Consider the following 13,932-nt stretch of genomic DNA (forward strand, 5'->3'; position numbering starts at 1 on the left):
GCCCGGTGAGCAGCAGGGGAACGCAATTTCCCTGTAGGAGCGGCCTTGTGCCGCGAAAGGGCTGCGCAGCAGCCCCGGCGATATGTGCGTTACCCTGAGATCCTGGGGCTGCTGTGCAGCCCTTTCGCGGCACAAGGCCGCTCCTACACGGGTTGCGTGGTTCCGCCAACCTGCTCCCCGGCACTGCGCAGATACGCCGCGTACAACCCTGCATACACCCCGCCGGCCTCCACCAGCGCGGCATGCCGCCCCAGCTCGACCACCTGCCCATGGCGCACCACGGCGATCCGGTCGGCGTCGCGGATGGTCGCCAGGCGGTGGGCGATGATGATCGCCGTGCGGCCCTGGCACAGCCGGCGCAGCGCCTGCTGGATGCGCCGCTCGGTGTGCACGTCGACCGCCGAGGTCGCTTCGTCGAGCACCAGCACCGCAGGGTCGGCCAGATAGGCGCGCACCAGGCACACCAGCTGGCGCTGACCGTGACTCAGGTGGCTGCCCAGCGGGCCGGCTTCGGTGTGGTAGCCCAGCGGCAGGCGCTCCAGCACCTCGTCGGCACCCAGTTCGCGGGCGGCGGCGATCAGTTGGGCGTCGTCGGCGCCGGGCCGGGCCAGGCGCAGGTTGTCGAGGAGGGTGCCGCTGAACAGCACGTTGTCCTGCAGCACCACGCCGACGTTGCGCCTCAGGTCGTGCTGGGCCAGCTCGCGCAGGTCGATGTCGTCGAGCTTCACCGCCCCGCGTTGCACGTCATAGAAGCGCGTGAGCAACTGCACCAGGGTGCTCTTGCCATGCCCCGAGTGGCCGACGATGGCCAGCACTTCACCCGCCGGGATATGCAGCTCGAGCCCGTCGATCACCGGGTGGGCGCTGGCGTTGTAGGCGAAGCCGACCTGCGCGAAGTCCACCTGGCCACGGGCCCGGCCCAGCGCCCGTGGTTGCGCGGGGTCGAGCACCTGGGCGCGGGTGTCGAGCAGCAGGAAGATGCGCTGCGCCGAGGCGCTGCCGGTGGCGTAGCGCTCGAACAGGTCCGACAGCTCCTGCAGCGGGCCGAGGAACAGGAACACGTAGAACAGGCTCTCGGCCACCTGGCCGACGCTCACCCGGCCTTCGGCCAGGCCGAAGGCGCCCACCAGCAACAGCACGGCCATGCCCGCCGTGCCCAGCAGCGCGGTGAACGGCGCGAACCAGCCGGTGCGCAGGCTGCCGTGGACCAGCGCCTGGTTGAAGGCCTCCAGCAGGTGCCGGTAGCGCCGCTGGTTGCTGGCCTCGCGCCCGCACTGCTGGATCAGCCGCACGCCGCTGACGCTCTCGACCAGGTGCGCGGTGAAGCGGCTGCGCTGCTCGGCGACCTTGGCCCAGTTGCGCTGCGACACCCGTTTGAAGCGCCAGGTGGCCAGCGCCAGCAGCGGCACGGTGGCCGCCAGGCTGTAGAAGAAGCTCGGCTCGATGCGCCACAGCATCAGCCCGGCCAGGCCGCAGCGCAGCAGGGCGCCCAGCAGCTCCGGCGGGCCTTGCACCAGCAACGGCTCCAGCGCGTCGACGTCGCGGTCGGCGCGGGCGATGATGCGCCCCGCGCGGGTCTGGTCGAAGTAGCTCACCGACAGCGCCTGGACATGGGCGAACACCTGCACGCGCAGGGCGTTGAGCACGCCGATGGCGGCGCCGCCGGCAATCAACTGCGAGACGCCCGCCAGCAGGAAGCGGCCCAGCCAGCTGGCGGCCAGGCCCAGGCCGAGCCACAGCACCAGGCGCTCGTCCAGCAGCCAGTGGCCGGCGTTCTGGATCAGCCCGCGGTCGAGCAGCTCGCGGACGAACCACGGTCGCAGGAACACGGTGAACACCAGCAGCAGCTCCAGGCCGATCACGCTCAGGATCGCCCCACGGATCGGCCGCAGCAGCGGCAGCAAACGGCCCAGCATGCCGCGGTCGAGGGCCTGGCGGGCCAGGCGCTGTTCGATGTCGATATCGCTTTCAGCCATGCTCGATCCCCAGCAGGTCGCGGTAATGGGCGTTGTTCGCCGTCAGCTCGGCGTGGCTGCCGTTGGCGCTGATGCGCCCGCCGTCGAGCAGCAGCACGCGGTCGGCCAGCAGCAGGGTGGACAGGCGGCTGGTGATCAACAGCAGGGTCGGCGCACGGCCGGTCTGGCTGCGTTGACGGCGCAGGTTGTCGAGCACGCGGCGCTCGCTCTGGGCGTCCAGGGCGCTGGTGGCGTCGTCCAGGCACAGGATGTCGGGCGCGCCGAGTAGGGCGCGGGCCAGGCACAGGCGCTGGCGTTGGCCGCCGGAAAGGGTCACGCCACGGTCGCCCAGTGGCGTATCCAGGCCGTGGGGCAGGCGCTCCAGCACGTCCTCGGCGGCGGCCTGGCGCAGTGCCTCGCGCAGTTCGCAGTCGGTGGCGTCGGGCGCGGCCAGGCGCAGGTTGGCGGCGAGCGAGTCGCAGAACAGGAAGCTTTCCTGGGGCAGCACCTGCACCCGGTGGCGCAAGGCCGCCAGGTCGAGGTCGCGCACATCGTGCCAGCCGTGAGCGTCGCTGCCGACCCGCACGCTGCCACCGTCCACCTCGGCCAGGCGCGGCAGCAGGCTGGCCAGCAGGCTCTTGCCGCTGCCGGTGGCGCCGACCAGCGCCACCACCTCGCCGGGGCGCAGTTGCAGCGAGCAGCCGTGCAGCAGGTCGCGGCCGGCATCCGGCGCACGTACGCGCACCTGCTCCAGCTTCAGGCCCAACGGCCCTTCGGGCAGTGCGCACTGACCGCTGATGATGGCGGGGCGTTCGTCGAGCAGTTGCCAGATGCGTTCGGCGCTGGCGCGAGCGTCGGCGAAGGTCTGCATGACCCGGCCGATGCCTTCGATGCGGAACACCAGGGTGGTGGCTACCAGCAGCGAGGTCACCAGCTCGCCGATGCCCAGGCGGCCGGCGGCCACCTGGTGGGCGCCGTACACCAGGATCCATACATGGCCGAGGGCGACCACCGCCTGCGGCAACGGAATGCGCGAGCTGGCGTAGGCCAGCGCCGCACGGGCGTGGCCGCTGAACAGTGTCACCTGCTCGGCGAAACGAGCGATGCGCCGTTGCTCAAGGCCGAACGCCTTGATCACCCGCACGCCGCCGATACCTTCGGCCAGATCCTGGCTGACCTGGTCATACGCAGAGGCAACTGCCCGATCAAGGGTGACAAGGCGCTCGGTCTGACGTACGAACAGCCACAGCCCGGCGCCGGTCAGCAGCAACGGCACCAGGCCCAGCAGCGGGTCGTACCAGCCCAGCAGGCCGACCGCCGCCAGCAGCACCAGTGGAGTTTCGACGATCTGCCGCCAGAAGGTGATCAGCGCATCGCGCACCTTGTCGGCATCGCGGGTGGTGCGGGTCACCAGCTCGCCCATGCCATGGCGCCAGTGGTAGCCCAGGTGCAGGGCCTGGACCTGTTCGAGAATGCGTTCGCGCAGGCGCGTCAGCAGGGCCTGGCTGAGCACCAGCGACAGCACCGCGGCGGCGTACTGCAGCAGGCCGCGGGCCAGGGCGATGGCCAGCAGGGTCCACAGCCAGTGCCAGCCCAGGCTGGCGTCGAGGCTGCCGTCGGCCAGGCGGGTCACGGCGCGGCCGGCGCCGACATCGTCGACCGCTTGGCCGATCAGCCATTGCTGCCAGGCCAGGCCCAGGTTGCCGGCGATGTACAGGGTGGTGACCAGGGTGAAGCGCCAGGGCATCTCGCGGTAGATGGCCAGGGCGCGCAGGAGGGGGTGTCTGGAGGTCATGCAGGGCTCGGGTCTGGTGGTGGCGGGAGGTCTTCGAGGTCGCCGGGGGCGCTGCGCGCCCCTTTCGCGGCACAAGGCCGCTCCTACAGGAATCGCGCGGTCTCTGTAGGAGCGGCCTTGTGCCGCGAAAGGGCTGCGCAGCAGCCCCAAGGGCGCAACCTCTCAGCGACGTGTAGCGCCTTGCGCTTCCTTGGCATTGAGCACCGCCGTGTACTCCCCCGGATCCACCCCGTTGAGGTAGTAGTTGCCGACGTTGTGCAGGCGCCAGCGGATCGGGTCGTGGGTGGTGTGCACGCGGGCATCGCGCCAGAAACGGTCCAGGTTCCACTTGCTCAGCGAGGCGCTGGCCCCCAGCAGCGAGAACAGGTCGCTGGCGATCTTCAGCGCCGCGCCATCGGCATGCGCCCGGGCGGTGGCCACCGAGAGGATCAGCTCATCCTCCAGCGCCTTGTCCGCCGGGTCGCGCTCATGGGCGTCAAACACCCGCGCCGCCTCGCGCAGCACCGACTCGGCGCCGCGCAGGGCCACGGCGTACTCGCCGACCTGGCGGATGATGTGCGGCTCGTCGCTGGCCTGCTCGACGCCGCTCTCGACCCAGGCCCGGGCGTGCTCGCGCAGGTAATCCACCGCCGCCTGCAGGGCGCCGGCGGCGATGCCGCTGTCGATGGCGGCGTGAAGGATCTGCGGGAAGGTCAGGCCGGTGCGCTTCATCGGCCCGCTGCGCAAGGTGACGAAGCGTTCGTCGAGGACGATCTCGTCGAACTTCACCGTGCCGCTCACCGAATGCTGCTGGCCGAAGGCGTCCCAGTCATCGACCAGGGTCAGGCCGGGGGTGTCGCGGTGCAGCAGCACGCCGGCGCCACCGTCCTCGCTGGCGGCGGTCAGCGAGATCCACTCGGCCAGGTAGGCGCCGGTCGAGTAGAACTTGCTGCCATTGAGCACCAGCTTGCCGTCGGCGCGGCGTTCGACGCGGGTCTTGAGGGCGAACTTGTTCTTGCCGCCGACCTCGGCCAGGGCATTGCCCAGGCGCTTGCCGGCCAGCACATCGGCCAGCACGCGGTCGCGGACCTCGTCGGGGTAGCCGCCGAGCACGCCGCGCAGCATCACGTTGTGGATCTGCAGCAGCTGGCCGACGCCGCCATCGGCGGTGGAGATCAGGCGCACGGTCTCGACGATGGTCGCGACCGAGGCGCCGAGGCCGCCGAACTGCGTGGGCACGCCGATGGCGGTGAGGCCGCTGCTCGACAGCAGCTCGGCCTGGCGGCGGGGCAGTGGCCGGTTGTTGCCCGGGTCGGCGGCGAGGGCGGCGATTTCGCCGGCGACCTGGCGGGCGATGTCGATGGCTTCGGATTCGCGGGTGATGCGCCGGGCTGGCGGGTGTTCGATGGTGGTCATGGGTTACCTCGGTGGCAGTGTATGGCCCATCGCGGGTCGGTGTGGGAGCGGGCTTGCCCCGCGATGCCTGCAAACGCCAGAGCAACTTCTTTGCCACAGCCCTGAAGTCCACGCAGTACCGGGCTTTCAGCGCACCCTTGCTGCTCCAGCAGCACCTCTGATCGTCGCTTCTGCTGATCAGGCAACACCCGCGCCGCAATCCTGCATCCTGGTCAGCAGTCGCCACCCTGGCCATCACCGAAAAGCCCGGTATTCCGGGCATCCCAGCCCTTGGCACGAGCGCTGCAACGGTCCTTGCACGACGTCCAAGGAGCCACCCATGACCCTCGCTCAAGCCACTCCCAAACCTGAAACCCTGGAGCGCCTCTGGTTCACCCGCTGCCCGGTACCCACTGCCTCGGGCATCGCCTACAAGCTCGGCTGGCTGCAAGATGAATTCGCCGCCGACGGCCTGCCCATCGATACCCTGCAGGAGGCCCGCCAGCTCGGCCATCACCATTACGATCACCAGCTTCCCGGCCTGTTCCGCGAGGGCGGCAACCTGCCGGCCCTGGCCGCCCGCGCCGCCGGTGCGCCGACACGGCTGATCGGCCTGACCTGGATCGAGGAGTGGCAGACCATCCTGGTCCGCCCCGACAGCGACATCCGCCGCCCTGAAGACCTGCGCGGCAAGCGCCTGGCCCTGCCGGCCTGGGGCGACAACCGCCCCGGCAGCATCGCCCGGGCCATGAGCCTGCATGGCTACAAAGGCGCGCTGGCCTCGGCCGGCCTGGGCTTCGATGACGTGCATCTGGTGGAGGTGGCGCTGCTCGACCAGTTCGATGCCGGCACCCCGCAACTGGGCCTGCAACGGCTGTGGTCGGGCCTGGATCCGCTGGTGCGCGGTGAGGTGGATGCGGTGTACGTCAAGGGCGCCGCCGCCGCCGATGCCGCCCGCCGCCTGGGCCTGGTGGTGGGCATCGACCTCGATGCCCTGCCTGATCCGCGCCACCGCATCAACAACGGCACGCCGCGGCCGATCACCGTGCACCAGCGCCTGCTCGACGAGCATTTCGACCTGGTAACGCGCTTCCTCGCCCAGACCCTGCGCGCCGCCGACTGGGCCGCCGGCAACCGCGACGCGCTCAACGGCATTCTCGAGGACGAGACCCGCGCCGGCAGCCAGGGCGTGGCCGAAGCCTATCGCGGCGACTTCCACACCACCCTGGCACCGGACCTGTCGCCCCAGCGCCTGGCCTACCTCGACACCCAGAAGACCTTCCTCAACCTGCATGGCTTCCTGGAACGCGACTTCGACCTCGCCGACTGGGTCGACCACCGTCCCCTGCAAGCCGCCCATGACCTGCTGGCCCAGCGCCGCGCCTGATACCGGAGACCGACCATGACCGTACTGATCAACGAACGTCCCCTCAGCACCGAGCTGCAAGCCTTCACCGACCAGGTGCTGGCCGAGGCCGAAGCGGCCTTCAGCGTGTTCCGCGAAACCCGCACCATCACCGCCAACGGCACCGTCGGCTTCATCGAGCGGGTACCCGGCGAGGAACTGCTGGTGTCGGTGAACTACGGCGGCCCGTGGAACCACCGCAAACCGCTGGAGGCGACGGTCAGCGACTTTGCCGGCAATGTCATCCTCGGCAAGGGCAAGGGAGGGCTGGGCCGCTACACCAAGCTGTTCCAGACCCACGCCGACATCACTACCGTGTCCCACGTGCACAGCCCGTACCTCGGCGCCTGGGCCCAGACCCACCGCAGCCTGCCGTTCCACTACGTGCCGGTGCAGCGCTACCAGCTGGCCCGCGAGCTGCCGGTGTACATCGACCGCCGCCAGGCCGAGGTGGATTTCATCCTCGAGCAGATCGCCGCCAACCCGTTCAACCTGGCCATTCTCGAGGCCAACGGCGGCGCCACCGTGTGGGGCAAGCAGGGCCTGCGCGCCACCGCCGAATTCATCCTGCTGCTGGAGGAGGGCGCGCAGATCCAGCTGCTCGCCGACGCCCTCGGCGGCTCGCGTCCTTACGGCCCGGGTGTGCTCACCCAGCAGTGGAAGATGAGCGGCCTGTACGAGCGCGCCAGCGAACTGGGCCTGGTGCCCGGCATCGACCGGCGCAACTGATTCCCCACCTTTCGCGCATGGAGCACGCCCATGGAGGTCAAGATCCTCTGGGGCGTGCGCCCCGCCCTGCCGTGGACACGCTGCGGCAATGCATCAGGTGAAGGCTGCGCAGGCCAGCCGCGACCTCCGTACGTTTGCAACTGCCCGCTTGCTCCGGTGCTTCACTGATCGAACGCTATGCCGCCTGGGGCAGCCCTTGGTAGCGTCGCCGTGCAGCGTCACCGAACTGCACCTGGGTGAAACGAAGGATTTCGCTGATGTCATTACGAGCCGCGTGAGACAGGCGGATCGCGGGTGTGGTCATTCTTTGTCAGCTTGCCCCAGGCACTCGCAGGCCACCTGCGCCTGCGGTTGGGCGCACTGTAGGAGCGGCCTTGTGCCGCGAAAGGGCTGCAGAGCAGCCCCGACAATCTAGGCCAGTGCGCAGCTCCCGGGGCCGCTGCGCGTCCTTTTCGCGGCACAAGGCCGCTCCTACAGGGGGCAGTGCCCAGCCTTTTAGCCAGATATTCTCGAAGCGCCAGGCACTGAACAGCGAGCGCTCTGGCTGCGCCGAGGTCAGGCCTGGCTCGGACGGGTGAGCGGGGCGCGTTGCTCACGGAAATGCGGCAGGATGTGTTCGCCGAGGCGGTAGGCCTCCTCCAGGTGTGGGTAGCCGGCGAGGAAGAACAGGTCGATGCCGATGGCATGGTATTCGCGGATCCGCGCCACCACGTTGGCGTGGCTGCCGACCAGGGCGCAGCCCGGCGGGATGCCGATGTAGCCGAAACCGGTCCACACGTTGGGATGGATGAAGAAGTCGTCGAAGGCCCGCGCTTCGTCCTGCTCGGCGTATTCGTGCTCGTAGCTCAGCTTGCGCGCGGTGCGCAGCCCGGCGTGGGCGGCGCGGGCCTTGACCGTGCCCTTGGCCACGCCCTCGTCGAAGAAGCGCTTGGCCTCGGCCAGCGCGGCGTGCTCGGTGTCGCGGGTGATGACATCGATCGACAGGCCGAAACGGATATCGCTGCGCCCGTGCTTCAAGGCGCGTGCGCGGATATCGGCGATCAGCGCGGCGATTTCGTCGGGGTGCTCGGCGCGCATCAGGTAGAAGTCGGCGTGCCGGGCGGCGAACTCCCGCGCCGCCTCGGACGAGCCCGCGGTGCAGATCAGCGGCAGCTCGGCCTTCTTCAACGGCCCGCGCAGGCCACCGCCTTCGGCGCTGTAGTAGCGGCCCTGGTAGTGGAAGTCGGGGTTGTGCCAGTAACCGCGCACCACGTCCATGAACTCGGTGGCGCGGGCGTAGCGCTCATCGTGCCCTTCGAAGTCGCCGACCTGGCGCTGGATCGCGTCCGAGCCGCCGTTGATGATGTTCCACACCAGCCGGTTGCCGGTGGCGCGCTGGTAGGTGGCGGCCTGCTGCACCGCTACCCAGGGCGTGTAGTGGTAGGGTTGGAAGGCGGTGACGAACTTCAGCGTGCGGGTCTCGCGGGCCAGCAGCGAGCACACTGTCCACGGCTCCTCGCCGGTCGGCGCGTTGACCATCAGCGCGCCGCCGAAGCCGTTGATCTCGGCGGCGCGGGCCACCTGGCCGAGGTAGTCGATGTAGCTGAAGTGATCGCCCACGGCGAAGCCCGAGACGGCCCCGGTGCTGGGGCCGCCGGCATGCCAGTCGCCGCGGTTGCGCGGGTCGCCCGGGAGGAACTGGGTCTCGCCGTGCAGCGGCAGGCGGGTGAAGAATTCGAGGCTCATGGTCGTGCTCCTGGCTTACTGGACACTGGGGTTGCAGATCGGGGTGACGGGCTGGCCGCTGATGACCTGACGGGCGAACGGGATCGAGTCCCGGAGCGAGGCGTTGACCGTCTCGCTGTGGCCCAGGCCCTTGTACAGGTGGCCCTGGACCACGGAACCGGCCTTGCAGGCGTCCTGCATCAGCGCCACCTGGGTGCTGGCGGCGGGGGTCTTGTCCTCGGCACCGGTGCCGATGAAGATCGGTTGCGCCAGCTTGAGGGTCGGGTACGACACCTGGGCCAGCCAGGCCTTGAGCTGGTCGCCCTGATAGTCCTTCTTGGCATTGGCCGGGGTCAGCCCGCTGCCGACCATATCGCTGACCAGGGCGGACAGGCAACTGCTGCGCGCCTGCTCGAACAGCGGCAGGGCCTTGTCGGTGTAGAAGTCGCGCGGGTCGATGCTCGGGTCGTACTGCTGCGCCGCCAGCAGGGTGTAGAAACCGTAGGCCAGCGCCGGGTCGACCTTGTTCACATCCTGCTCGCCGACGTTCTGCGCGCCGATGGTGTAGATCACCCCGGTGCCGATGCTGCCCTTCACCCCCAGGTCCGGCGCATAGGTGGCCGCATAGGCACCGGCAGCGAAGGCCCCGGCGCCGCCTTGCGACTGGCCGACGATCAGCACCTTGTTGGCCAGGCCCGGCACGCCGGCGACCACGGCCCTGGCCGCGTCGAGGATGCCGTAGGCGGCCATGCGGTTGTTCAGCAGCGGGTGGCCGCCGGGCACGCCCAGGCCCTGGTAATCGGTGGCGACGATGGCATAACCCTCGTCGAGCCAGCGGTTGAGGTACTGCACATCACGGTACGAACGGCCGGCCCAGGACGGCGCGCAGATATCGGCGACACCCACGGTGCCGTGGCCCCAGCTGGCCACCGGCCAGCCGCCGGCGGGCGCCTTGCCCTTGGGGATGAACAGCGCGCCGGAGACCACGATCGGCGTCTTGCCGTCGATGCCGTCCAGCGAGGTGTAGAGGATGCGTTGCGCGCTGGCGGCGTTGGGCAGGCTCAGGGCGCTGTCCAGCGGCTCGCTGCGCAGCAGCTTGCCGGGGGTGGCCGGGATGGCCTTGCTCCAGGTGTAGAAGGCCGAGACCCGGCCGTCGCCCTGCTGCGGGTCGGGCTTGGGAGCGAAGGTGTCGGCGGCCACGGCGGCGATGGACAAGGCCAGGGCTGACAACCCCAGGGCGAAAGTAACGGGCAGTTTCATGGGCGGATCTCTTGATCAGTGTTGGCTGAGCTGGGCGTCGAGGGACGGCCAGTAATGGGTGAGCTGCAGGTCGCTCAGGGCCTGGCGGGTGAAACCGGTGGCCAGGTCCGGGCCGATGTCGTAGGGCGTGCGGATCAGGCGGTTGTCCAGGGCGTAGCGGGCCAGTGCCTGGTAATGGGCCTTGAGCTGGGCATCGCTCTTCGGCGCCCAGCGCGCCTGCCAGGCCACCGGGTCGTCCTGGTCGTCGCGGCGCAGCACGCTCTCGGCCACGCCGGCGCGGGACGACAACTTGTAGTAGGCGTCGCGGTTCTGCTCCTGGGAGATCCACCAGGCGGCCTTGACCCAGGCGGTAGCCACCAGCTGGGTGAGGTCGGCGTGCTGCTCGACGAAACGGTCGGTGGCCCACAAGTCCGAGACTAGCCGCCAGTCGTCGGCGCCTTGCTTGGTCGACCAGAGGATGCGCGCCACGCCCTTGTCTTCCAGGGCATAGGCTTCGTTGAGCAGCACCGCCGCATCCACCTTGCCCGCCGACACCGCCGCCGCGCCGACCTGCGGGTTGAGGTTGGCGATCTTGAAGTCGTTCAGTTGCAGCCCCTGGCTTACGAGGAAGTTGCTGAAGGCGAACTCCCATGGCCGGCCACGGTGCAGGGCCAGGCGCTTGCCCTTGAGGTCCTGGATGCTGCGGGCGCTGGAGTTGGCCGGCACCACCAGGTACACGTTGTTGCCGCTGCCACCGGGCACCACCAGCTTGCCCGGCACGTTGCCGGCGCCGGCGATCACCGAGGGCAGGTCGCCGCGCACGGCGAAGTCCAGGCTGTCGTTGCTGAAGCCTTCGTTGATCTGCGGACCGGCGCCGGCGTGGGGCAGGGCGACCCAGTCCAGGCTGATGCCGCGCTGGGCGAGCTGCTGGGCGAGCCAGCCATCCTCGATCACCCGCCCGGGGATGCCGCCGAACACCGGCACGCCTCCCTGGGTGAAGGCAACGATGGCGATACGCACGGATTTGGGCGCCTCGCCGGCCCAGGTGGTGAGGCTCAACAGCAAGCCGAGCAGGGCGAGGCCATGGCGCCAGAGGATTTTCATGATGTTGCGCTCCCGACAGTGTGCGGGCCGCGTGTTTGGGCGGCCCAGGCGTTTGTCAGGCAGGAGCGAAATGCATGCCAGGGCGCTGCGGGCAGGGCTGCAGCCCTTGTGCGACAAGGGCTACGCGCTACAGCGAAGGCATTGGCGCGCGGTCCGGGGTGCTGATCGGCAGGCAGACCGTTGCTGACCGGTTGCTGCTCCAGCAGCACTGCAACGATTGGTTTTCTATATATTCACTAATCGAATATATAAATATTTATTAATAATTTTTCGGTCTAAATTGTTTCATGCACTATGAGGGCGCGCACACACTGCCAGGAATGCCCCCATGTCGCTGATTACCCATCCCAATGCCCGCGAGCTGACCAAATCCGTGCGCGCCACCGTGCTCGTGTTCAAGGACCCGCGCTCCCAGGAGCTGCTCAGCCGCATCGAGCGCCTGGCCCCCAGCGAAGCCAACACCCTCATCATTGGCGAGACCGGCACCGGCAAGGAACTGGTGGCCCGCCATATCCACAAGCTCAGTCGCCGTCATGGTGAGCCTTTCGTCGCGGTGAACTGCGGCGCTTTCGCCGAGACCCTGGTAGAGAGCGAGCTGTTCGGCCACGAGAAGGGTGCCTTCACCGGCGCCACCTCGAACAAGGCCGGCTGGTTCGAGGCCGCCAACGGCGGGACGCTGTTTCTCGACGAGATCGGCGACCTGCCGCTGAACATGCAGGTGAAGCTGCTGCGCGTGCTGCAGGAGCGTGAAGTGGTGCGCCTCGGCTCGCGCACCCCGGTGCCGATCAACGTGCGCCTGGTGGCGGCGACCAACGTCAACCTGGCCGACGCCGTGGTGGCCGGGCACTTTCGTGAAGACCTGTTCTACCGCCTGCACGTGGCGACCATCCGTCTGCCGCCGCTGCGCGAACGGCCCGGGGATATCCTGCCGCTGGCCGAGTTCTTCATCGAGGAGCATTGCCGGCGCCTGGGTTACGAGCGCGCCAGCCTGAGCATCGAGGCCGAGCGCAAGCTGCTGGCGCATAGCTGGCCGGGCAACATCCGCGAACTGGAGAACGCCATTCACCATGCGCTGCTGGTGTGCCGCCAGCAGCAGGTGGCGCCGGGGGACCTGCACCTGGTGGACATGCGCCCACAGGCGCTGGGGCAGCCGGAGGTGACCGGGTTGCCAGCGCCGGGCGCGGTGGCGCCGGTGAGCCTGGAAAGCGCCTTGCTGGCATTGTTCGAGCAGAATATTCCGGACCTGTACGAACACATCGAGGAGACCGTGTTCCGCGCGGCGTACCGTTATTGCCATGGCAACCAGTTGCAGACCGGGCGGTTGCTGAACATCAGCCGCAATATCGTGCGGGCACGGTTGGAGAAGATCGGGGAACTCGGAGGGCGCTGAGTGTGGTGGCGAATGACAGCCCATGCGCGTTTCCCTGTAGGAGCGGCCTTGTGCCGCGAAAGGGGCGCGTAGCGGCCCCGGCGATATCAGCTTGAGGCACAAGTTCTGGGGGCGCTTCGCACCCCTTTCGCGGCACAAGGCCGCTCCTACAGGAGTCGTGGATGGCTTGGGATATCGTTACACCTCTGCCGGCCGCTCGACTTCATCCACATAGGATTCGAAGAACCAGTCGGGAATTTCTTCGTTACGGTATTCCAGCTGCACGCCATCAGTGATTTCTGCCAGCCAAACCGCGCTCTGGCCGGAGTTGTCGAACACGTAGGCGCGATGGCTGGCGGCGATGGCCTCGGGCAGCAGGTCGAGGGAACGTTCGTAGCGGCTGCGTACCAGGTCGTCCCTGACCGGATGCCCGCCGGCGCGCACGCGAATGGCGACCCGCTCGATATTGATCCGCGGGTTCTCGGTCGAGACGAAGTAGAGGTAGGTGCGATAGCCCTGGGCCTGGGCCAGGCGCATGAATTCGATCTTGCTCGGGTGCGACATGACACTTTCGAAGGTGAAGCTCTGCTTTGCCTCCAGCAGGCGCTGGCGAATGAAATCGGCGATCACCGAGGCGAAGTACGAGTCCACCGGCACCGCGCGGTAGTCGATCCGGTTATTGAGCAGTTGCAGCAGCCGCGCCTGCGCAACCAGCTGCCGGGATGCGATCAGATGATGCTTGAGATGGAAGGCGTGTAATTCGGCCTGGGTGGCCTGAATGCCGAACGGGGCGAGGTCGATGAAGCCGGTGTCTTTCGCCTCGTGTTCGAGTTCGTCGGCATTGACGAAAAGGCGTGTCAGCGCCGCAGGCAGGCTGGCCTTGATGGTGCTCTTGCCCGAGCCGTTGGGCCCCGCGAAAACCCGCAGTCTAGGCACGCCCGCCGGCCGTCTCGTCATCGACCCTGCGCACGCTGATCACCTCGCCGACCCGCACCTTGCGCCGGGGGCTGGCCTTGCCCAGCACGGTTCGGGCGCCATCGGCCTCGACGCGCACCAGTTCGCCTTCATCGACACACAGGACGCCGCGCTGGCTGGCCTGCAGGGCACGCAGGTAGGCCGAATGCGTGGCCTCGCTGGCGTGCAGGGGGATTTGTTGCTCAAGGGCATCGAGGTCTCGTTCGGAGACTTTCTTTGCTTTTGCTGCCATCGCTGGACACCTCCGCGCAACGCGAAACCGCTTGCGCACATGGGAAGCATC

At 68.6% G+C, this 13,932-nt stretch carries 11 protein-coding genes; 3 read left to right on the forward strand and 8 right to left on the reverse strand.

The window, feature by feature from the left end; translation table 11 throughout:
• Window positions 1–143 precede the first annotated feature (143 nt).
• The 3 genes from AC0MAZ_RS13555 to AC0MAZ_RS13565 form a co-directional block, all read right to left on the reverse strand.
• Window positions 144–1,976, reverse strand: a complete 1,833-nt coding sequence (locus AC0MAZ_RS13555; RefSeq protein WP_475858156.1) for an ABC transporter ATP-binding protein — start codon at window positions 1,974–1,976, stop codon at window positions 144–146.
• Window positions 1,969–3,750, reverse strand: a complete 1,782-nt coding sequence (locus AC0MAZ_RS13560) for an ABC transporter ATP-binding protein (RefSeq protein ID WP_475858157.1) — start codon at window positions 3,748–3,750, stop codon at window positions 1,969–1,971. Before AC0MAZ_RS13560 ends, AC0MAZ_RS13555 begins: the two co-directional genes overlap by 8 nt.
• A 162-nt stretch (window positions 3,751–3,912) precedes the next feature.
• Window positions 3,913–5,145: an acyl-CoA dehydrogenase family protein gene (locus AC0MAZ_RS13565; protein ID WP_475858158.1), complete on the reverse strand. Its 1,233-nt coding sequence runs from the start codon at window positions 5,143–5,145 to the stop codon at window positions 3,913–3,915.
• Between the two features lie 319 nt (window positions 5,146–5,464).
• Here AC0MAZ_RS13565 and AC0MAZ_RS13570 point away from each other — a divergent pair, with 319 nt between their 5' ends.
• Window positions 5,465–6,511 (forward strand): ABC transporter substrate-binding protein, encoded by a 1,047-nt coding sequence (locus AC0MAZ_RS13570; RefSeq protein ID WP_203647273.1) that lies wholly within the window; start codon window positions 5,465–5,467, stop codon window positions 6,509–6,511.
• A gap of 15 nt (window positions 6,512–6,526) precedes the next feature.
• Entirely contained in the window at window positions 6,527–7,258 is a 732-nt protein-coding gene (locus AC0MAZ_RS13575) for a class II aldolase/adducin family protein (protein WP_203647272.1), read from the forward strand.
• Window positions 7,259–7,813: 555 nt separating this feature from the next.
• Here AC0MAZ_RS13575 and AC0MAZ_RS13580 read toward each other — a convergent pair.
• The 3 genes from AC0MAZ_RS13580 to AC0MAZ_RS13590 are packed head-to-tail and all read right to left on the reverse strand — an operon-like array spanning window position 7,814 to window position 11,305.
• Complete coding sequence (locus AC0MAZ_RS13580) at window positions 7,814–8,983, reverse strand: LLM class flavin-dependent oxidoreductase (protein ID WP_203647270.1); 1,170 nt, start codon at window positions 8,981–8,983, stop codon at window positions 7,814–7,816.
• A 15-nt stretch (window positions 8,984–8,998) separates the two neighbouring features.
• Entirely contained in the window at window positions 8,999–10,222 is a 1,224-nt protein-coding gene (locus tag AC0MAZ_RS13585) for a lipase family protein (RefSeq protein ID WP_475858159.1), read from the reverse strand.
• A 15-nt stretch (window positions 10,223–10,237) separates the two neighbouring features.
• Window positions 10,238–11,305: an ABC transporter substrate-binding protein gene (locus AC0MAZ_RS13590; protein WP_203647268.1), complete on the reverse strand. Its 1,068-nt coding sequence runs from the start codon at window positions 11,303–11,305 to the stop codon at window positions 10,238–10,240.
• Window positions 11,306–11,633: 328 nt separating this feature from the next.
• Between AC0MAZ_RS13590 and AC0MAZ_RS13595 the strand changes: the two genes are divergently transcribed.
• Window positions 11,634–12,695 carry a sigma-54 interaction domain-containing protein gene (locus AC0MAZ_RS13595; RefSeq protein ID WP_198745274.1) on the forward strand — a complete coding sequence of 354 codons (1,062 nt, stop codon included), beginning with the start codon at window positions 11,634–11,636 and terminating at the stop codon, window positions 12,693–12,695.
• 177 nt (window positions 12,696–12,872) lie between these two features.
• On the opposite strand, the gene AC0MAZ_RS13600 is transcribed toward AC0MAZ_RS13595, so the two are convergent.
• Entirely contained in the window at window positions 12,873–13,631 is a 759-nt protein-coding gene (locus AC0MAZ_RS13600) for an ATPase (RefSeq protein WP_254465186.1), read from the reverse strand.
• Window positions 13,603–13,881: a hypothetical protein gene (locus AC0MAZ_RS13605; RefSeq protein WP_198745276.1), complete on the reverse strand. Its 279-nt coding sequence runs from the start codon at window positions 13,879–13,881 to the stop codon at window positions 13,603–13,605. The genes AC0MAZ_RS13600 and AC0MAZ_RS13605 overlap by 29 nt, the downstream gene beginning before the upstream one ends.
• Between the last annotated feature and the right edge of the window lie 51 nt (window positions 13,882–13,932).

It is taken from the genome of Pseudomonas sp. A (genome assembly GCF_056270345.1).

Excerpts from the sequence above, each read along its gene's own strand:
- AC0MAZ_RS13555 (WP_475858156.1), bottom strand. The coding sequence starts at position 1,976 with ATGGCTGAAAGCGATATCGACATCGAACAGCGCCTGGCCCGCCAGGCC.
- AC0MAZ_RS13560 (WP_475858157.1), bottom strand. The coding sequence starts at position 3,750 with ATGACCTCCAGACACCCCCTCCTGCGCGCCCTGGCCATCTACCGCGAG.
- AC0MAZ_RS13565 (WP_475858158.1), bottom strand. The coding sequence starts at position 5,145 with ATGACCACCATCGAACACCCGCCAGCCCGGCGCATCACCCGCGAATCC.
- AC0MAZ_RS13570 (WP_203647273.1), top strand. The coding sequence starts at position 5,465 with ATGACCCTCGCTCAAGCCACTCCCAAACCTGAAACCCTGGAGCGCCTC.
- AC0MAZ_RS13575 (WP_203647272.1), top strand. The coding sequence starts at position 6,527 with ATGACCGTACTGATCAACGAACGTCCCCTCAGCACCGAGCTGCAAGCC.
- AC0MAZ_RS13580 (WP_203647270.1), bottom strand. The coding sequence starts at position 8,983 with ATGAGCCTCGAATTCTTCACCCGCCTGCCGCTGCACGGCGAGACCCAG.
- AC0MAZ_RS13585 (WP_475858159.1), bottom strand. The coding sequence starts at position 10,222 with ATGAAACTGCCCGTTACTTTCGCCCTGGGGTTGTCAGCCCTGGCCTTG.
- AC0MAZ_RS13590 (WP_203647268.1), bottom strand. The coding sequence starts at position 11,305 with ATGAAAATCCTCTGGCGCCATGGCCTCGCCCTGCTCGGCTTGCTGTTG.
- AC0MAZ_RS13595 (WP_198745274.1), top strand. The coding sequence starts at position 11,634 with ATGTCGCTGATTACCCATCCCAATGCCCGCGAGCTGACCAAATCCGTG.
- AC0MAZ_RS13600 (WP_254465186.1), bottom strand. The coding sequence starts at position 13,631 with ATGACGAGACGGCCGGCGGGCGTGCCTAGACTGCGGGTTTTCGCGGGG.
- AC0MAZ_RS13605 (WP_198745276.1), bottom strand. The coding sequence starts at position 13,881 with ATGGCAGCAAAAGCAAAGAAAGTCTCCGAACGAGACCTCGATGCCCTT.